Source organism: Lutibacter maritimus (genome assembly GCF_900116115.1).
Taxonomy (GTDB): domain Bacteria; phylum Bacteroidota; class Bacteroidia; order Flavobacteriales; family Flavobacteriaceae; genus Lutibacter; species Lutibacter maritimus.
Genome location: NZ_FOZP01000003.1, coordinates 42,208 through 61,573, shown reverse-complemented (window position 1 = coordinate 61,573; position 19,366 = coordinate 42,208). Strand labels below are relative to the sequence as shown.

At 31.5% G+C, this 19,366-nt stretch carries 18 protein-coding genes and 1 tRNA gene; all 19 read left to right on the top strand.

Annotation, left to right across the window (positions count from 1 at the left end; translation table 11 throughout):
- The first annotated feature begins 176 nt into the window (after nucleotides 1-176).
- The 19 genes from BM335_RS05760 (at nucleotide 177) to BM335_RS05670 (ending at nucleotide 19,333) form a co-directional block, all read left to right on the top strand.
- Nucleotides 177-626, top strand: a complete 450-nt coding sequence (locus BM335_RS05760) for a SoxR reducing system RseC family protein (RefSeq protein WP_090224176.1) — start codon at nucleotides 177-179, stop codon at nucleotides 624-626.
- 2 nt (nucleotides 627-628) lie between these two features.
- On the top strand, nucleotides 629-1,555 hold the full coding sequence (locus BM335_RS05755; protein ID WP_090224174.1) for a Fe-S cluster domain-containing protein: 927 nt from the start codon (nucleotides 629-631) through the stop codon (nucleotides 1,553-1,555).
- Nucleotides 1,548-2,876 (top strand): electron transport complex subunit RsxC, encoded by a 1,329-nt coding sequence (rsxC, locus tag BM335_RS05750; RefSeq protein WP_090224172.1) that lies wholly within the window; start codon nucleotides 1,548-1,550, stop codon nucleotides 2,874-2,876. The genes BM335_RS05755 and rsxC overlap by 8 nt, the downstream gene beginning before the upstream one ends.
- A 1-nt stretch (nucleotide 2,877) precedes the next feature.
- Nucleotides 2,878-3,885, top strand: a complete 1,008-nt coding sequence (locus tag BM335_RS05745; protein WP_090224820.1) for an RnfABCDGE type electron transport complex subunit D — start codon at nucleotides 2,878-2,880, stop codon at nucleotides 3,883-3,885.
- A gap of 2 nt (nucleotides 3,886-3,887) precedes the next feature.
- Nucleotides 3,888-4,484: an RnfABCDGE type electron transport complex subunit G gene (locus BM335_RS05740; RefSeq protein WP_090224170.1), complete on the top strand. Its 597-nt coding sequence runs from the start codon at nucleotides 3,888-3,890 to the stop codon at nucleotides 4,482-4,484.
- A gap of 4 nt (nucleotides 4,485-4,488) precedes the next feature.
- Complete coding sequence (gene rsxE, locus BM335_RS05735; RefSeq protein ID WP_090224168.1) at nucleotides 4,489-5,097, top strand: electron transport complex subunit RsxE; 609 nt, start codon at nucleotides 4,489-4,491, stop codon at nucleotides 5,095-5,097.
- Complete coding sequence (locus BM335_RS05730; protein ID WP_090224166.1) at nucleotides 5,097-5,672, top strand: electron transport complex protein RnfA; 576 nt, start codon at nucleotides 5,097-5,099, stop codon at nucleotides 5,670-5,672. Before rsxE ends, BM335_RS05730 begins: the two co-directional genes overlap by 1 nt.
- 96 nt (nucleotides 5,673-5,768) lie before the next feature.
- Complete coding sequence (locus tag BM335_RS05725; protein ID WP_090224164.1) at nucleotides 5,769-6,350, top strand: 30S ribosomal protein S16; 582 nt, start codon at nucleotides 5,769-5,771, stop codon at nucleotides 6,348-6,350.
- Between the two features lie 16 nt (nucleotides 6,351-6,366).
- The gene (gene rimM, locus BM335_RS05720; protein ID WP_090224161.1) at nucleotides 6,367-6,897 is read left to right on the top strand and encodes a ribosome maturation factor RimM; all 531 of its coding nucleotides are present in this window, start codon (nucleotides 6,367-6,369) and stop codon (nucleotides 6,895-6,897) included.
- 3 nt (nucleotides 6,898-6,900) lie between these two features.
- Nucleotides 6,901-6,988 (top strand) — tRNA-Ser (locus BM335_RS05715).
- 250 nt (nucleotides 6,989-7,238) lie between these two features.
- Nucleotides 7,239-8,501, top strand: coding sequence for a site-specific integrase (locus BM335_RS05710; protein WP_090224158.1), 1,263 nt, complete (start codon nucleotides 7,239-7,241; stop codon nucleotides 8,499-8,501).
- 116 nt (nucleotides 8,502-8,617) lie between these two features.
- A complete protein-coding gene (locus BM335_RS05705; protein WP_177219167.1) occupies nucleotides 8,618-9,451 on the top strand; it encodes an RteC domain-containing protein in 834 nt (277 codons plus the stop codon).
- A 230-nt stretch (nucleotides 9,452-9,681) separates the two neighbouring features.
- Nucleotides 9,682-9,960 (top strand): helix-turn-helix domain-containing protein, encoded by a 279-nt coding sequence (locus tag BM335_RS05700; protein ID WP_090224152.1) that lies wholly within the window; start codon nucleotides 9,682-9,684, stop codon nucleotides 9,958-9,960.
- Nucleotides 9,961-10,087: 127 nt separating this feature from the next.
- Nucleotides 10,088-10,771 (top strand): hypothetical protein, encoded by a 684-nt coding sequence (locus BM335_RS05695; RefSeq protein WP_090224150.1) that lies wholly within the window; start codon nucleotides 10,088-10,090, stop codon nucleotides 10,769-10,771.
- Nucleotides 10,772-11,161: 390 nt separating this feature from the next.
- Nucleotides 11,162-11,668 carry a nucleoside/nucleotide kinase family protein gene (locus BM335_RS05690; protein WP_317041025.1) on the top strand — a complete coding sequence of 169 codons (507 nt, stop codon included), beginning with the start codon at nucleotides 11,162-11,164 and terminating at the stop codon, nucleotides 11,666-11,668.
- Nucleotides 11,669-11,866: 198 nt separating this feature from the next.
- Nucleotides 11,867-12,280: an HYC_CC_PP family protein gene (locus BM335_RS05685; protein WP_449405324.1), complete on the top strand. Its 414-nt coding sequence runs from the start codon at nucleotides 11,867-11,869 to the stop codon at nucleotides 12,278-12,280.
- 128 nt (nucleotides 12,281-12,408) lie between these two features.
- Nucleotides 12,409-16,221 (top strand): efflux RND transporter permease subunit, encoded by a 3,813-nt coding sequence (locus BM335_RS05680; protein WP_090224146.1) that lies wholly within the window; start codon nucleotides 12,409-12,411, stop codon nucleotides 16,219-16,221.
- The gene (locus BM335_RS05675) at nucleotides 16,222-17,478 is read left to right on the top strand and encodes a TolC family protein (RefSeq protein WP_090224143.1); all 1,257 of its coding nucleotides are present in this window, start codon (nucleotides 16,222-16,224) and stop codon (nucleotides 17,476-17,478) included.
- A gap of 1 nt (nucleotide 17,479) precedes the next feature.
- A complete protein-coding gene (locus tag BM335_RS05670; protein WP_090224140.1) occupies nucleotides 17,480-19,333 on the top strand; it encodes an efflux RND transporter periplasmic adaptor subunit in 1,854 nt (617 codons plus the stop codon).
- Nucleotides 19,334-19,366: the final 33 nt, after the last annotated feature.

Sequence of the window (19,366 nt, the reverse complement as noted above, 5' to 3'; positions counted from 1 at the left end):
AATCAAAAAATTACAGAGATTGAGTTGGTTGATCAATTTAAAATTTTAACAAAAACTAATAAAAATGTTAAATCTATATAAAAATATTAAAATAGCTAAAAACCTAATATTCGTCATATTTTAAACTTATTATAAGTTATAATTTTACCGTTCCAAGTTACTATGCACGTATAATTATGGAAAATACAGACGAAATTAATGAAAGTGAATTTAGAGTAAAATCAATTAAGCACGAAGGTGTTATTTCAAAAATTAATTTTAGCAGTTACACAATTTCTTTAAAAGGAAATATTAATTGTGAAGGGTGTAAAGCCAAAGCGGCTTGTGGAGTTTCGGAGTCAAATGATAAAGAAATTGAGATTTTTGAATCAAATCAAGTTTTTAGTTTAAATGAACCAGTTACAGTATCCTTAAAAAAAGAGCTTGGGTTAAAAGCTGTTTTTTGGGCATATATTTTTCCTTTTATTTTAATGATGATTACGCTGGTTATTGCATCTTTATTTTTTACCGAATGGTTTGCAGGAATTCTTTCCTTGCTTGTACTTGGTCCATATTATTTAATGCTTTTTGTTTTTAATAATTCATTTAAAAAAGCATTTAAACTTTCAATTTTAAAATATAATTAAGAATGACAGATTCAGTTTTATATAGCGTTTTGTTATTGGTTTCTTTGGGAGTTATTGCAGCAGTTGTGCTGTATTTAGTTTCCAAGAAATTTTATGTGTATGAAAACCCATTAATTGGTGAAGTTGATGAATTATTACCAGGTGCAAATTGCGCAGGTTGTGGTTCTCCAGGATGTAGATCTTTTGCTGAAAAATTGGTAAATACAGAAGATATTTCAAACTTATTTTGTCCGGTTGGAGGAAATGATGTAATGAAATTAGTTGCTGCTAAATTAGGGAAAGAAGTTGCGGAAAAAGATCCAACAGTAGCAGTTTTACGTTGCCAAGGAAGCTGTGATGTTCGTCCAAAAACTACCGAGTTTCAAGGTCCAAGAACCTGTGCTATTTCTGCAATGATTTATAGTGGTGAAACCGATTGCCAATATGGTTGTTTAGGTGATGGAGATTGTGTAAAGGTCTGTAAGTTTGATGCCATGTATATGGATGAAACTACAGGATTGCCAGTTATTATTACAGATAAATGTACCAGTTGTGGTGCTTGTGTTGAAGAATGTCCAAGAGATATTATTGAAATGCGCCCAAGAAACAAAAAAGATTTAAAAGTTTTTGTTGGTTGTTTAAACGAAGATAAAGGTGGTATTGCAAAAAAATCTTGTGCAGTTGCTTGTATTGGTTGTTCTAAATGTTTAGACATTTGCCCAAAAGAGGCTGTAACAATTGTAAATAACCTAGCTTATATAGATCCTGCGTATTGTACATTATGCAGAAAATGTGTCGATGTTTGTCCAACACATTCTATAATTGAAACAAATTTTCCTCCAAAAAAAGTGAAGAAAGTTGAAGAGAAAGTTGTGGTTGAAAAGAAAGAAAAAGTTGCAGTTGTAAAAGAGCCTATTGTTGAACCTGTAAATGATAAAACGGATGCTTAAGACGTTTCCTAAAGGAGGAATTCATCCTCCAGAAAATAAATTAACTTCATCAAAAATAATTAAGAGGTTAGCGGTTCCAAAAATGATGAATGTGCCAATTGCACAACATATTGGAATCCCTGCAGAAATTGTCGTTGCAGTAAAAGATAAAGTAAAAATTGGTCAGGTAATTGCGAAATCGGGTGGTTTTGTTTCTTCAAATATACATTCTCCAGTTGCAGGAACTGTAACTAAACTAGATAAAATTATAGATTCTAGCGGTTACAAAAAACAATGTATTGTAATTAGAACAGATGTTAAGGATGAATCTAATTTTGAAGAAAAAGAATATCCTTTACTACAAGAAATAACATTATCATCAAAAGAAATTTTACAGCGTATTAACGATTTTGGTATTGTTGGTTTAGGTGGAGCAACATTTCCATCACATGTAAAATTAAATGTAAAGGAAGGTACAAAGTTAGATTGCTTAATAATTAATGGTGTAGAATGTGAGCCTTATTTAACAGCAGATCACCGATTAATGCTCGAGAAATCGGAAGAAATAATTGTTGGTATTGAAATTTTAATGAAAGCTTTAAATATTAACAAAGCTATTATTGGCATTGAAAATAATAAAAAAGATGCTATTGATTTATTTAAAAAAGCGACCAAAAATAATTCAAAAATTCAAGTAGCTGCTTTGCAGGTTAAATATCCTCAAGGTGGAGAAAAACAGTTGGTTAGAGCTCTGTTAAATAGAGAAGTTCCTAAAAACGGTTTACCGTTAGATGTTGGTGTAATTGTACATAATGTTGGAACTATTTTCGCTATTTATGAAGCTGTTCAATTCAACAAACCTTTAATAGAAAGAGTAGTTACCGTTACTGGTAAAAAAATGGAAAACGCATCAAACTTTTGGGTAAAAATAGGAACTCCAATTAGTGATTTAATTGCTGAAGTTGGAGGCTTGCCAGAAGGAACTAGAAAAATTGTAAATGGTGGACCTATGATGGGAAAAGCAATAAAAAATACCGATGTTCCGGTTACAAAGGGAACTTCAGGAATTTTGGTAATTGCAGAAGATGAAGCGAGTAGAGGAGAACCTAAAAATTGTATTCGTTGTGGAGAATGTGTATATGTATGTCCAATGGGATTAGAACCACATTTGTTAATGAATTTATCTGAAAAAGGATTGTTTGAAAGAGCTTCTAATGAAGATATTATGACGTGTATTGAGTGTGGATCTTGCAGTTATGTATGTCCGTCAGATCGCCCGTTATTAGATTATATCCGTTTCGGAAAAAGCATTGTTAAAAAATTACAAACCTCTAAAAATTAAAATGAGTCAACCTATTATTATATCGGCCTCACCGCACGTACATTCAGATAGAACATCAAAAAAAATAATGTACGATGTGGTTATCGCTTTAATTCCGGCATTTTTAGTTTCACTATATGTTTTTGGTATTAACGCATTTATTGTAACTGCGGTTGCAATAATTTCTTGTTTAGCATTTGAGTATTTAATTCAAAAGTATTTATTAAAAACTGAAATTACCATTGGAGATGGTTCAGCACTTATTACAGGTATTTTATTAGCCTTTAATTTGCCAAGTGGTTTGCCAATTTGGATGATTGTTGTGGGTAGTTTAGTAGCTATTGGAATTGCAAAATTATCGTTTGGTGGTTTAGGATTTAATATTTTTAATCCAGCGCTAGTTGGTAGGGTTTTCTTGTTGGTTTCATTTCCAGTTCAAATGACAATGTGGCCAACAGCCGTTGAAAATAATTTATCAATTGCAGATGGAGTTACCGGAGCTACAACTTTAGGAATGATAAAAGAGGGATTAATGTTTGGTGAAACAATGACCGAGATTTCAACTAAAATTCCTTCAACTATTGATTTGTTATTAGGAATAACTGGTGGTTCTATTGGTGAAATGTCGGCAATTGCATTGTTAATTGGTGGAATTTATTTACTAGTTAGAAAAGTTATTTCTTGGCATATTCCAGTAATAATGTTGGTTACTATGGCAGTTATGACCGGTATTTTTTGGGTGATAAATCCAGAACAATATGCAAGTCCATTAATTCATATACTTTCAGGTGGAGCTTTATTAGGAGCCTTTTTTATGGCAACCGATTTAGTTACCAGCCCAATGACTAAAAAAGGAATGATAATTTTTGCTGTTGGAATTGGTGTAATTACTGTGGTAATTAGATTATTTGGAGCATATCCTGAAGGCGTTTCATTTGCTATTTTAATTATGAACGCATTTGTACCGTTGATAAACACGTATTTTAAACCTCGCCGATTTGGTGCAAAAATCAAATCTAAAATTGTGTAATTATGAGTAAAAAGAAAGATACATTTATGAATATGGTAATTTCATTATTTGTAATTACCATAATATCAGGTTTTTCATTAGGTTATGTAAATCAATTAACCGAACAACCTATAAAAGATGCAAAAGTTGCAAAGAAAACGAATGCTATAAAATTAGTTTTACCCGATTTTGATAACAATCCTGTAGAAGATGTTGTATTAATTAAATCTGAAAATATAAATGACTCAATAGAAGTTTATCCTGGATTTGCGAATAACGAATTTGTTGGAGCTGCAGTTATTGGGTCTTCAGAAAAAGGATTTAGCGGTTTGGTAAAATTAATGATTGGTTTTAAAGCATCAGGTGAAATTCAGAACATTGAAGTTCTAGAACAAAAGGAAACTCCAGGTTTAGGAACTAAAATGAAAGATGAAAAGTTTTTAGCACAGTTTAGAGATAAAAATCCTTCAACATATAATTTAAAAGTAAAAAAAGATGGTGGTGAAGTAGATGCGCTAACTGGAGCAACAATTTCTTCAAGAGCTTTTGGTGAAGCTACACAAATGGCATTTGATGAGTTTATGAAAAATAAAGAGAATCTTAAAACTCCTAAAAATTAATAGTATGGCAGAAACTGTAAATCAAACCCAAAATTTTTTAAAGGGGATTGTAAAGGAAAACCCAATTTTTGTAATGTTATTGGGTATGTGTCCAACTTTAGGAGTAACATCATCAGCTTCTAATGGTTTAGGAATGGGAGTTGCAACAATGTTTGTATTAATAATGAGTAACATTGTTGTTTCATTAGTAAAAAATCAAATCCCAAGCAAAGTTCGTATTCCGGCGTTCATCATTATCATCGCATCATTTGTAACCATTGTTGAAATGATTTTAGAAGCATTTGTACCTTTTTTATATGAGCAATTAGGAATTTTTATTCCATTAATTGTAGTAAACTGTATTATTTTAGGAAGAGCCGAAGCATTCGCATCTAAAAATAATGCACTTTCATCATTGATAGATGGTTTAGGAATGGGATTAGGTTTTACTTTAGCATTAACAATATTAGGTGCAACTAGAGAAATTTTAGGAAACGGAAGTTTATTCGGTTTAAAGTTTGTTGCTGAAAATGCAAATACTTTTATCTTGTTTATTTTACCTCCTGGAGCATTTATCGCTTTAGCATATTTAACCGTATTATTTAATAAAGTAACCGCTAAAACAGCAAAATAATGGATTATATAATTATACTTATTGCCGCAGTTTTTGTAAACAACATTGTATTATCACAATTTTTAGGAATTTGTCCGTTTTTAGGAGTTTCTAATAAAGTATCAACCTCGGTTGGTATGTCTGGAGCTGTATTGTTTGTAATGACAATAGCAACAATGGCAACCTATTTATTACATCAATTTATATTAGTACCAGCTGGATTAGATTATTTACGTACCATTACTTTTATTTTAGTAATTGCAGCATTGGTGCAAATGGTAGAAATTATTTTAAAGAAAGTAAGTCCGCCATTATACCAAGCTTTAGGAGTGTTTTTACCCTTAATTACTACAAATTGCGCTGTTTTAGGAGTTGCTATTTTAGCGCTAGGATTAGAAGGTGGAAGTTTGTTAAAAGCTGTATTTTTTGCGGTTTCTAACTCATTAGGATTTGCATTAGCATTAATTGTTTTTGCAAGTATTCGTGAGCATTTAGAATTGGCTAATATTCCAAAGCAAATGAAAGGTGTTCCAATTAATTTATTGGTAGCAGGACTTTTATCTTTAGCTTTTTTAGGATTTACTGGTTTAGTATAAAAAATACTGATAGAGAGTGTGTTATTTAAAAATAACTAACTATATTTGCACCCTTAATTAATAACCAAGGTCGAGAACCTTAAAATTTTAAACAAAATGCCAGTAAAAATTAGATTACAAAGACACGGTAAAAAAGGAAAACCATTATATTGGATAGTAGCTGCAGATGCACGCGCAACAAGAGATGGTAAGTATTTAGAAAAACTAGGTGTTTACAACCCAAACACAAATCCTGCAACTATTGATTTAGATGTTGATGGATCTGTAAAATGGTTACAAAACGGTGCACAACCAACAGATACTGCGAAAGCAATTTTATCTTACAAAGGTGTAATGCTAAAAAATCATTTAGCAGGTGGTGTTAGAAAAGGAGCTTTAACAGAAGAGCAAGCAGAAGCAAAATTCCAAGCTTGGTTAGATGAAAAAGATGGAAAAATTGACGCTAAAAAAGAAAGCTTAACTAAAGCTGAAGCAGATGCTAAAGCGAAAGCATTAGCTGCTGAAATTAAAGTTAATGAAGAAAGAGCTGCTGCTGCTAATGAAGCTGCAAATGCTGCAATTAAAGCTGAAGCAGATGCTAAAGCTGCTGCAGAAGCTACTGAAGAGGTTGCTGAAGATGCACCTCAAACTATTGATGACGCACAAGCTGCTGCTCAACAAGAAGGAAAAACAGAGTAATAAGTTAGTTGCGATAATGCATAAAAAAGATTGTTTTTATTTAGGCAAAATCGTTAGAAAACATAGCTTTAAAGGTGAAGTTGTAGCTAAATTAGATACAGACGAACCTGAACTTTATCAAAATTTGGAATCAGTATTTGTTGCTTTAGGCAATGATCTGGTTCCATTTTTTTTAGAAGAAAGTTTACTTCAAAAAGGAAATCAACTTCGTATTAAATTTGAAGATATTGACAGTGAAGAAGATGCTGACACTATTATGGGTGCCGGATTGTATTTGCCACTTGAATTTTTGCCTAAATTAACTGGAAATAAATTTTATTTTCATGAAATAATAGGGTTTGATATAGAAGATGTTAATTATGGTTATGTTGGCGTTGTAACTGGCGTAAATGATACTTCTGCACAACCTTTGTTTGAAATTAACTCAAACGGAACAGACGTTTTTATTCCAATGATTGACGATTTTATTAAAAATGTTGATCGAGAGCATAAAAAAATTATTGTTGAATCTCCAGCAGGTTTAATAGACTTATACTTAAATAACTAATTTAGAGAGGTGGCCGAGTGGTCGAAGGCGCACGCCTGGAAAGTGTGTATACTCCAAAAGGGTATCGAGGGTTCGAATCCCTTCCTCTCTGCGAGCAATCAATCAAAAAAGAACAAAACCCTATAAACACTATGTTTGTAGGGTTTTTTAATACACGTATTTCTCTCTAAAAACCATAATAAACCAATAAATACTATATAAAAAGGGGTTAATTCGGTGTCAGTAAAAATATTGAATGAAGTGACACCGAATAGCGATGTAGGTATTGAAAAACCTGGTAGTTTAGCATATTTTTTGATTTAAATTTTGTATATTTATACTGTAAAAAATGAAAAAAAGCTATGAAAAGTTCATTCACACACCTATTTTACATCAAAAAGAGCAAAGCAGATGTAAATCAAAAAGCAAATATTTATCTTAGAATTACTGTTAATGGTAAACGTTCAGAATTAAGTATCGATAGAAAAGTTCCTATTGACAAATGGAATTCAATTGCCAACAAGGTTAAAGGGTTTTCCAAAGAGGCACAGGAAATTAATCAATACATAGAGCTAATTACAAATAAGCTAAACAAGATACATCAGAAATTTGTTGATTTGGGAAAACCATTTACTTCCCTAAATATTCGTGACAAATATTTAGGGAAAGATCAGAATCAAAAAATGCTTTTAAAAATATTCCAGGATCATAATAATCAAGTTGAAAAATTAGTAGGGAAGGAGTTTGCTGAAGGAACTGCATTAAGATATCGAACAGCTAAAAGTCATATAGAAGAATTTATCAAATTTGAATACAAGGTAAATGATATTGCGGTTACAGAAGTGGACCATAAATTTATTACAGGTTTTGAATATTATTTAAAGACAGAAAGAAATTGTGCACATAATACAGCTATAAAATACATCACTAATTTTAAAAAAGTTATAAGAATTGTCTATGCAAATGGATGGATAACAAAGGACCCATTTTTCAATTGGAAAGCACGATTAAAAACGGTTGACAGACAGTTTTTATCAGAGTTGGAAATTGAAGACTTGATAAATAAGCAATTTGGTATTCCTAGATTAGAACAAGTGCGCGATTTATTTGTATTCAGTTGTTTTACTGGATTAGCTTATGCTGATGTTCGGAAATTGAAAAAGGAAAATATTGTAATTGGTATAGATGGCAATAAATGGATTAATACAAAAAGGAAAAAAACAGATACTATAAGTAATATACCATTGCTCCCTACATCACTAGCGCTTATTGAAAAATATGCAACTCATAAAAATATAGTTAATAGTGATAAACTTCTCCCAGTATTAAGCAATCAAAAAATGAATGCTTACCTTAAAGAAATTGCAGACTTATGTGGAATAACAAAAAACTTAACCTTCCATTTAGCACGTCATACGTTTGCGACTACAATTACTTTAACAAATGGTGTGCCTATTGAATCTGTAAGTAAAATGTTAGGGCATAAATCTTTAAAAACAACGCAGCATTACGCTAAAATAATTGACAGAAAAGTAAGTGATGATATGAATGTTTTAAAAGAAAAACTCAATATTGGTAAAAAGAACACATCAGATTCTTCAGAAAAAAGCAAAAAATCAATTTAATTAATAAAAAGAGTGATTAAAACAGCGTAATTTGTTTGAATAATTAAGTTTTTAGTTAACTTTAAGGCTTTTTGTTGAAAAAAAGGATTTTAAAAACTTAATTAATTGCAATAATTGTGAAGAAAAAATATGCTATTGTTATAGCTACTTTAGAAAAAGATTTAAAAAATATTCAATCCAAAAATTATGAAATTGTTACTACCTCAGAAGAAAGCGTTCATTTAATTCGTAATAGTTTAAGCGAATTTAGAAACTTTATTATTTCAAATGGATTCAATTCAGAGGAAGATGAAATTGATTTTTTTAAAAACATCAAACCAAAAGTAGTTTCAAAATTAATTTACTACGGTAAACTATTTCAAATTGAAAGTAAGCGTCCAAAGGGAAGTGCTAAAACACAAAAGAAATATTTTGAAAATCAAATTTCAAAATGCCAAGAATACTTTAATGAGAATCATTTGTTCTATCTATACTTTAAAGGTGGAGAAACTTATTCTGATGAACAGTATTTTTTAAGAAATAATAAAAATATTCGGACTCAATTCGACTGCTCAGGCTCTTTTATCGATGATTTTTTTTCAACAAGTCTAGATTCTACCTATTCAAAATTTATAGCTTATGAAATGTTAATTCAATATTTTCATTTTGAAATTGATAAACTTTCATCAAATAATGGGATTTCATTAAGCTTAAATTCAGGTTTAACCTGGACAGGGCGAAAAATTAGCTTGATAGAATTAACGTATGCGCTTGAAGGTTTAGGTGTAATTAATAATGGAAATACAGATATTAAAGAAATTGCCAGAGGTATGGAGCTACTTTTTAATATTGATCTGGGCGATTATTACAGAGCATTTTTGGAAATTAAAGGAAGAAAATTAAACAATACTAAGTTTATCGATACCCTAAAAAGTAACTTATTGAGTCGCATAGAAAATTCTGACAATTAAACACCCAAGTTGGGTAAAAAAAGTTAAAAAAATATTATTTGATATTATTTGATGTTTAATTAAATGTAATTTTTTAACACATTTATTAAACTATAACAAATTGTAGGATATAAAATGTTTAAAAAATCAATAACAACTTGTGATTTTTAATGAATTATACTTTTCATATTTGCCTAACAAAAAAAAGTAAAAACCTACTTTTTTAAGTATAATTAAAAAATTTTAAAAAAATGGCATCGAAAATTATTACACCAGAAGACTTAAATGAATTTAAAGTCGATTTGTTAAGTGACATTAAAGAATTGATTTGTAAAAAATCAAAAGCTCCTGAAAAAAAATGGCTAAAATCACCTGAAGTAAAAAAGCTTTTAGGGCTATCTTCTGGAACCTTGCAAAACCTTAGAATAAACGGAACGTTACCTTACACAAAAATTGGTGGTGTAATTTATTATGACTATGAACAAATAATGAAAGTGTTAGAAGAAAATATGGTGAACACTTCAAATTAATTTATTTCTACATCACTTGCTTTAATTCTAATTCAAGGGATTTCAATTAAATATAACGTATGTATACTATTGATTTTGATTAATAATCAAAACTCAATCAGACTACTATAACCATTAATTAAGCACTATGAACTACATCAAACACCTTAACGGAGTCTATGTTCAATTTTCCAAAGACAATCGCTTAAATCCAACACATATCAGTTTGTATATAGCTTTATTTCAGTTTTGGAACTACAACCGATTTCCAAATGATTTTTACATCAATAGGGAAGAAATAATGAAGTTTTCCAAAATTGGTTCAAACACAACATATCATCGATGTATAAAAGAGTTAAGTCATTGGAAATATATTCTTTACAGTCCATCACATAACCCATTTAAAGGCAGTAAAGTGAAGTTGTTTAATTTCAGTACAAGCGATAAGCAAGCCTTGTATTTAGACTCTACCATAAATGAACAAGCGCTGGTATCTAATACAAACGTTAATAAACATAATATAAACTTTATTAAACTAGAGGCAATCGCAAAGGAAAAATTGATTTTAGATTTTTTTAAAAAAGAAAATTACCCGGAATTGGAAGCCAAAAAATTCTTCAATCATTACCAGGGCATTGGATGGAAAGTTGGAGGAAAAACAAAAATGGTTGACTGGCAAGCTACAGCCAGAAGTTGGATGCTAAAAGCTGAAGAAATGAATTTGTCAGTTCTAGCGCAGTCGAGAACAAACAGTGAAAACAATTTACCACTTGACCATTTTCAAGACAACCTCCACACCAACCAAAACAAAAATTACGATGAACCACTTTAAAAAAGAAAAACGTCATTCTCAGCTTGACTGGGAATCTTATCAAATGAACCTAAATCAGTCTTGATTTTTTGTTTCGTTTTGCATCAAGGCAAAATGAAAAGAACACCAAGGAAACCTAAAAATAAACTTTTATACGCCAAAGAAATTCAAAAAATATAAAAAACAACTATGAACCCAACACCACACATCAAAACCGAAGGTACCTCAAAATTCCAAATCGGAGAAATCAAAAACAACGTAATTCACTACGACTTTGAAAAAATAAAAACCTACCTCAACATCAAAGGCCATCTACTATTTGGTAAAAACTTCAAAATCTACAAAGAAGACGAACCACTAATTTTTAAATTATGTTGCTACTTCATTCAAGACCATTACAGCTGCGCTCAAATGGGAATAGACACTAACAAAGGAATATTACTAACAGGCCCTATTGGTTGTGGAAAAACATCATTAATGAAATTATTAACTCATTTAGCTCCACATAAAACAACCTATGAAATAATTCCAACTCGAAATATTGTGTACAGCTTCAATGCAACTGGATTTGAAATCCTTGAAAAATACAACGACACCAAAAACTATTGTTTTGATGATTTAGGAGTAGAACCAACAGGAAGCCATTACGGAAAAGACCTCAACGTACTAGGGGAAATTTTACTCTCAAGATATGACCTTTTTACACGTCACCCTGAACTGGTTTCAGGATCTTATCAATTGAGTCCTAAAGCCAACAACCAACAACCAATCACTAACAACCATAGTAAAACCCACATCACCACCAACCTCAACGCACAAGAATTAGAAAAACGTTACGGAAACCGAGTTAGAAGCCGACTAAGATCAATGTTTAACCTAATTAGTTTTGATAGTTCTACTACTGATAAGCGAAAATAATTTATGGCACACTTGGCAAATTTAATAATCGATATTGTTTTCAATTAAGCCGAAAAACAGGGAGACTAAAAGTTTATTAAAAATTTTAAGTACTTGATATTAAGCGTTATAGCTTTTAGTCTAAAATCTTTACAATTTAATTTTAACATCGTTTTAGCAAAATTTGAATTAATTTAATTAATTTTGTATCCAATTATTATGCAATCATTTAAAAAAATATCAGCTTTTTTAATGGCCTTTGTAGTTTTATTTTCTACAATGTCATTTTCTTTCAGTGAACACTTTTGCGGTGATCACTTAGTCGATATTGCATTTTTTTCTAAAGCAGAATCTTGTGGGATGGCTATGGAGACAGCATCTAATGATAGTGATTGTAATGCTATTAAAAAAGATTGCTGTTCTGACCAAATACAGCAAATTGAAGGTCAATCTAATTTAAAAATTGACTTTAAAAATCTAACTTTAGAACAACAACAATTTGTTGTTGCTTACACGTATTCTTATTTAAATTTATTTGAAAGTTTTGATAATAATGTTACTGCTTTTCAAAATTATTCACCACCTCTGGTCGAGAAAGACTTAAATGTACTTTATCGCGTATTTCGTATTTGATACCTTACTTTTTAATTTTTTAGTAAGTATATAAGTATTTCAAAATCTTATATACTTCTTAAGTATTTGTGTGTTTTTTTTAAAAATTCACAAAGTTAAATTAATTGTAAATATCAAATAATATTAATATGCTTAATAATATAATAAAATATTTTTTAGAGAATAAGTTGGTAACTATTCTCATATTAATATCTTTAATTGCTTGGGGAGTTGTCACTTCTCCATTTAATTGGGATGTTGCATTCTTACCAAAAGACCCTGTGCCTGTTGATGCTATACCAGATTTGGGCGAAAATCAGCAAATTGTTTTCACTGAATGGCCTGGGAGATCACCTCAAGACATTGAAGATCAAATTACCTATCCTTTAACAACTTCATTATTAGGGATTCCGAATGTTAAATCTATTCGAAGTTCATCAATGTTTGGATTTTCAAGTATCTATATCATTTTTGAAGAAAAAGTAGATTTCTATTGGTCTCGCTCTAGAGTACTTGAAAAGTTAAATTCCCTACCATCAAATTTATTACCAGAAGGAGTTAATCCTGGTTTAGGTCCAGATGCTACAGCTTTAGGTCAAGTTTATTGGTATACCATTGAGGGTAGAGATCCAGAAGGAAATGTTACAGGTGGCTGGGACTTACACGAGCTGCGTTCAGCACAAGATTATTACGTTAAATACGCTTTAAATGCCGTTTCTGGAGTATCAGAAGTAGCTTCTGTTGGTGGTTATGTAAGAGAATATCAGGTAGATGTCAATCCAGATGCATTAAAAGCATACAATATTGGAATAGATATGGTTATGATGGCAGTTAAAAACTCCAATCGAGATATTGGAGCTAAAACTGTGGAAATTAATAAGGCAGAATACTTTATTCGTGGATTGGGTTACATTAAATCTACCAAAGATTTAGAAAATACTGTAGTTCATGTAACCGATAATAAACCTATTTTAATCAAGGACATTGCAACGGTAAGTTTAGGTCCTGCTACAAGAAGAGGTGTTTTAGATAAAGGCGGTGCTGAAGTTGTAGGTGGTGTAGTCGTGGCTCGTTATGGATCAAATCCTTTAGAAGTAATTGAAAATGTAAAATCAAAAATAAAAGAATTTGCTTCTGGATTACCTAAAAAGACATTAGCTGATGGCACTGTTAGTCAGTTAACCATTGTTCCTTTTTATGATAGAACACAACTAATTCACGAAACCATTGGAACGCTTGAAACGGCACTTTCACATGAAATATTAATCAGCATTATAGTAGTACTGGTTTTAATGTTTAATTTAAGAGCTTCCATCATTATCTCAAGTTTATTACCTGTTGGGGTTTTAATGACTTTTATTGTAATGAAATATGCAGGTGTTGATGCAAATGTGGTAGCGCTGTCAGGTATTGCAATTGCCATTGGTGTAATGGTAGATATTGGGATTGTTTTTGTTGAAAATATTATTAGGCATTTAGAAATGCCTGAAAATGAGGGTGCAAAAGGCAAGGAATTAATGCAGGTGGTTTACAGAGGAACTACTGAGGTTGCTTCTGCAATTACAACTGCTTTAGCAACCACAGTTGTGAGTTTTGTACCTGTTTTCGCAATGCAATCTGCAGAAGGAAAACTTTTTAGACCGTTAGCATTTACTAAAACATATGCGCTTTTAGGTGCTTTTGCTCTAGGAATAGTGGTATTACCAGCTTTAGCACATTTTATTTTTGGAATTAATTATGATAAAAAAAGGGTTAAACGAACCTGGGGAATTATCCTAATTGTTGCTGGTTTATTATTAGCCATCACAATGCATATGTGGCTTCCTTTAGCGTTATGCCTATTAGGTGTGAATTCACTTTTTGAGCATAAACTACCAGCAAAAGTCACCAAACATTCAAACAGAATAAATGTAGGAATTGTATTATTTATTGCAACTTTTTTCCTTACCAAAGAGTGGATGCCATTGGGTCCACAAAATAGCTTATTGGTTAATTATCTATTTGTTATAACCATTATGGGTGTAATTTTAGGAGCCCTTTTTTCAATAGTTCATTTTTACGAACCGGTTTTAAAATGGTGTTTAGATAATAAAGCTAAGTTCTTTTTAATCCCATTATTTACCTTATTTATTGGTATTCTATCTTGGATAGGTTTTAATAGTACTTTCGGTTTTGTAAAAAATGGATTTGAAAAAGTTGGTTGGAACATTGGAGAAACCAAAGCTTGGACAGCAGTATCAAATACGTTCCCTGGAATTGGTTCAGAATTTATGCCATCATTAAATGAAGGTAGTTTCTTATTAATGCCAACATCTATGCCACATACAGGGGTAGAAGAAAGTAAAAATACAGTTCAAAAATTGGATATGCTCTTGGCAAATATTCCCGAAGTTGAAAATGCTGTTGGGAAATTAGGAAGAGTTGAAAGTGCGATTGACCCTGCTCCAATTTCAATGTTTGAAAACATTATTAATTATAAATCTGAATTTATTGTAAATACTGAAGGCAAACCTTATAGATTCAAAGTTGATAAGAATGATAAATTTGTATTAGCTGACGGCTCTGCCATTTCAAACGATGATGCCTTAACTAAAGGAATCAGCGAAAAAGAATTGATATTAGATGAAGATGGTGAATACTATAGAAATTGGCGTTCACACATCAAAAATACCGATGATATTTGGAAAGAAATTATAAGTGTTACCAATATTCCTGGGGTTACCTCTGCTCCAAAACTTCAGCCAATTGAAACTCGTTTGGTAATGTTACAAACCGGTATGAGAGCACCAATGGGAGTTAAAGTTTACGGACCAGATTTAAAAACTATTCAAGATTTTGGTTTAGAATTAGAAAGTATTTTGAAAGAAGTGCCCTCAGTTAAAAGTGAAGCAGTTTTTGCTGATAGAATTGTGGGAAAACCTTATTTAGAAATAAACATTAATAGAGATGCTATTGCTAGATACGGGTTGAGCATAGAAAAAACACAACAAATTATTGAAACAGCTGTTGGTGGAATGAAAACTACTACAACCGTTGAAGGTAGGGAACGCTATCCTGTTAGGGTTCGCTATCCACGTGAATTAAGAGATGATCCTGAAAAAATTAAAAAAATATTAGTGCCAACTCCAACAGGTGTTCAAGTTCCATTGGGTGAATTGGTAGAAATAAATTTTATTAGAGGTCCTCAATTGATTAAAAGTGAAGATACGTTTTTAGTTGGTTATGTGCTTTTTGATAAAAAAGAAAATTTTGCTGAAGTTGATGTGGTAAATGATGCACAAGCATTAATTGACACCAAAATTACTGAAGGTAGTTTGGTAGTTCCAAAAGGTGTTAGTTTTAAATTTTCAGGTAGTTATGAAAACCAAATTCGTGCAGTAAAAAGGTTATCCATTGTAATTCCAATAAGTTTGGTGGTTATTTTTCTGCTACTCTATTTTCAATTCAAAACGGTCATCGCATCATCTATCCATTTTTCAGGAGTGTTTGTAGCTTTTGCTGGTGGATTTATAATGCTTTGGTTATATGGTCAAGACTGGTTTATGAACTTCTCAGTTTCAGGTGTTAATATGCGAGATCTCTTTCAAATTCATACGATCAATTTAAGTGTTGCGGTTTGGGTTGGATTTATTGCCCTTTTTGGTATTGCAACAGATGATGGTGTTATTATGGGAACATATATACATCAAGTTTTTGAAGAAAAACAGCCAAATACGGTGCCTGAAGTACGTGCAGCTGTATTGGAAGCTGGTAAAAAACGGGTACGTCCTGCAATGATGACTGCTGCAACTACCATAATTGTGCTACTGCCAGTATTGTCTTCAACTGGAAAAGGAGCCGATATAATGATTCCAATGGCAATACCAACATTTGGCGGAATGATTATACAAATTATGACCATGTTTGTGGTACCTGTATTGCAAGCTTTTTGGAGAGAATCTGTAATTAAAAAAAATCAGTAAATGAAAACAAAGTTTATATATAAGATATTAAATATTAGATATTTAATAGTATTAAGCGTATTATTTTCAGTAAGTCTTAGTGGTCAAACTTTAAATGAGTATTTGCTAATAGCTTCAAAAAATAATCCTGAGGTAAAATCGGCTTATTTAAAATTTGAAGCTGCTTTGCAAAAATCACCTCAAGTAAGTGCATTACCAGACCCTACTTTTTCTGTTAGTGCATTTGGAAAAATGATTGAAACTAGAATAGGAAGACAAGAAGCGAGGTTTAGTATTACACAAATGTTTCCTTGGTTTGGAACGCTAGCAGCAAAAGAAAACGCTGCAAATTTAATGGCAGAAGCTGCATTTCAAATGTATTTAGATACGAAAAATGAAGTGTTCTTTAATGTAAAAAAAGTGTATGCTGAAATGTTTGAGTTACAACGGATAATAATGTTGGAACAAGAAAATTTAGAAATCTTAAATAGCTATAAAAAATTGGCTTTGAGCAAATTTGAAAACGGTAAAGGTGCTATGGTTGATGTAGTTCGAATTGATATTAAAAGAAACGAAAGTTTAACTAATATTCAAATTCTTCAAAAAAGAAAGGAACCTTTGCAAACAGCATTCAATTCAATGTTAAATAGAGAAAGTTTATTTGAAATTCAATTTCCAACAGAATTGCCTAAAGCAAACCTTAATTTAAATATAAAAACAGATTCGCTTTTTAATAATAACCCAAAAGTAGTTCAATTAGACCGTCAAAAAGAGGCTTTTGAGGCACAAAAAATAGTAGCTATAAAAGAAGGTTATCCTAAAATTGGTGTTGGATTAGATTACTCAATTATCTCAAAAAGAGATGTACCAGATTTGGCAATGAATGGTCAAGACGCTATTATGCCAATGCTTTCTATAACGTTGCCTGTTTTTAGAAAGAAATATAAAGGAGCGCAGAAAGAAGCGGAATATATGATAGCTGCTACTGAAGAAAAAAAAGTAGCAGTAACAAATAATTTAATGGCAAATTATAGCAGTGCGCAATATGATGTATCAAAGTCTATTGATTTATTGAATTTATTTGATATTCAACTAAAAAGTACTAACCAAGCTATTGCGCTTTTAATTGCAGCATATAGTAACTCAGGTTCAGACTTTGTAGAAATATTAAGATTAAATCAAGACGAGCTGATGTACGAAAAAGCAATAGCAGCTGAGATTAAAAATCAATTTACAGCACAAGCAAAACTAGATTACTTACTTTCAAAAAATAACTAAAATGACAACAAAAATAAAGAATATATTAAAAATAGCAGGAATCCTTTTCATTGGATTGTTACTAGGGTGGATGCTTTTCGGAGGAAGCGACACACCTAAAGAATTACACGATCATACTGCAGAACAGGAAGCGGGAGCATCTTGGACCTGTTCAATGCACCCTCAAATTCGTCAATCAGAACCAGGTCAATGCCCTTTATGTGGTATGGATTTAATACCTGTCGCTTCTGATGATGCTGGTGCTGATCCAAATGCGCTTCAAATGAGTGAAAATGCAATGAAATTAGCAAACATTCAAACAATGTTTGTGGGTACTTCAGCAGCAAACAAGGAATTACGTTTAAATGGAAAAGTACAAGTTGATGAACGTAAATTATACACACAATCTACTCATATCCCTGGCAGAATTGAAAACTTAAGAATCAATTTTACAGGTGAAAATGTGAGTAAAGGACAAACATTGGCTACGGTATATTCACCAGATTTAGTAACTGCTCAAGAAGAATTATTACAAGCGTATGCCATCAAAAATTCACAACCTGAATTGTTTGCAGCTGCAAAACAAAAATTAATGAATTGGAAAATTGGCGAAAGCACAATCAACAGAATTATTAGTTCTGGTAAATTAATTCAACAATTCTCAATTACTTCAGATGTTTCTGGAATTGTTATAGCCAAAAAGGTTGATTTGGGTGATTATGTAGGCAGAGGAATGCCTATTTATGAGATTGCAGATTTATCTTCACTTTGGGTACTTTTTGATGTGTATGAAAGTGATATGGCTTGGGTAAAAGTAGGCGATAAAGTTTCATATACCATTCAATCAATTCCAGGCGAAACGTTTGAAGGAACTATTTCATTTGTAGACCCAATAATCAATGCTAAAACAAGAGTGGCAACAGCACGTGTTGAAATTAAAAATGTGGGCAACAAATTAAAACCTGAAATGTTTGCATCTGGGATTATTAAAAATAACTTGGGTAAAAAGGGATCACAAGAAATTATAATTCCTAAATCAGCAATTATGTGGACAGGTGAAAGGTCTGTAATCTATATAAAAAATAATGCTGGTAATAAAGTGAACTTTACATTAAGAGAAGTAACATTAGGTCCATCACTTGGTGAAGCTTTTGTTATCAAATCCGGACTTGAATCAGGAGAAGAGATTGTTGTAAACGGTACATTTACTGTAGATGCAGCATCGCAATTGGCTGGTAAACCAAGTATGATGAATTTAGAAGGGGGTAAAGCTGTAACTGGACACGCAGGTCACGGGAAAAAGCAGGCTTCTGAAAGTGCTATGGAAAATAAAGAAGAAGATCATACTAACCATACCCAAAGTCAAACAGGAAATTCTACAGACACTAAAAATGCTGACCATACCAAAATGGAATCTAGAATTGCAGTTTCAAAAGATTTTCAAAGTCAATTAAATAAGGTATTTGTTGAATACATAAGCTTAAAAAATGCCTTTACCAATGATAACTCAAAAACAGCACAAGAGAATGCCGTTGAAGTTGTAAATGTATTAGCTAAAGTTGATATGAAATTATTATCTAATAATGAAGCTCATAAACATTGGATGACTATTAGTAAGGAAATTGCTGCTTCTGCAACTTCAATTACTAAAACCTCAGACATCAATGTTCAAAGAAATCATTTTATTCATTTGTCAGCTCATTTATCAAAGGCGATAAAATTATTTGGAATAAATAAAACTGTATATGAACAATTTTGCCCAATGGCTAATAATGATAATGGAGCTTTTTGGCTAAGCTTGGATGAAGAAATTAGAAACCCTTATTATGGCAAAGCAATGCTTAAATGTGGTAGTACAGAAGCTATAATAAAATAAAAAGTTTTCAAAACTACCTTTCAATTATTTGAT

Coding starts and splice junctions, on each gene's coding strand:
- BM335_RS05685 (WP_449405324.1), top strand. CDS start 11,867: ATGCAATCATTTAAAAAAATATCAGCTTTTTTAATGGCCTTTGTAGTT.
- BM335_RS05690 (WP_317041025.1), top strand. CDS start 11,162: ATGGGAATAGACACTAACAAAGGAATATTACTAACAGGCCCTATTGGT.
- BM335_RS05760 (WP_090224176.1), top strand. CDS start 177: ATGGAAAATACAGACGAAATTAATGAAAGTGAATTTAGAGTAAAATCA.
- BM335_RS05695 (WP_090224150.1), top strand. CDS start 10,088: ATGAACTACATCAAACACCTTAACGGAGTCTATGTTCAATTTTCCAAA.
- BM335_RS05710 (WP_090224158.1), top strand. CDS start 7,239: ATGAAAAGTTCATTCACACACCTATTTTACATCAAAAAGAGCAAAGCA.
- rimM (WP_090224161.1), top strand. CDS start 6,367: ATGCATAAAAAAGATTGTTTTTATTTAGGCAAAATCGTTAGAAAACAT.
- BM335_RS05740 (WP_090224170.1), top strand. CDS start 3,888: ATGAGTAAAAAGAAAGATACATTTATGAATATGGTAATTTCATTATTT.
- BM335_RS05670 (WP_090224140.1), top strand. CDS start 17,480: ATGACAACAAAAATAAAGAATATATTAAAAATAGCAGGAATCCTTTTC.
- rsxE (WP_090224168.1), top strand. CDS start 4,489: ATGGCAGAAACTGTAAATCAAACCCAAAATTTTTTAAAGGGGATTGTA.
- rsxC (WP_090224172.1), top strand. CDS start 1,548: ATGCTTAAGACGTTTCCTAAAGGAGGAATTCATCCTCCAGAAAATAAA.
- BM335_RS05725 (WP_090224164.1), top strand. CDS start 5,769: ATGCCAGTAAAAATTAGATTACAAAGACACGGTAAAAAAGGAAAACCA.
- BM335_RS05745 (WP_090224820.1), top strand. CDS start 2,878: ATGAGTCAACCTATTATTATATCGGCCTCACCGCACGTACATTCAGAT.
- BM335_RS05755 (WP_090224174.1), top strand. CDS start 629: ATGACAGATTCAGTTTTATATAGCGTTTTGTTATTGGTTTCTTTGGGA.
- BM335_RS05700 (WP_090224152.1), top strand. CDS start 9,682: ATGGCATCGAAAATTATTACACCAGAAGACTTAAATGAATTTAAAGTC.
- BM335_RS05680 (WP_090224146.1), top strand. CDS start 12,409: ATGCTTAATAATATAATAAAATATTTTTTAGAGAATAAGTTGGTAACT.
- BM335_RS05675 (WP_090224143.1), top strand. CDS start 16,222: ATGAAAACAAAGTTTATATATAAGATATTAAATATTAGATATTTAATA.
- BM335_RS05730 (WP_090224166.1), top strand. CDS start 5,097: ATGGATTATATAATTATACTTATTGCCGCAGTTTTTGTAAACAACATT.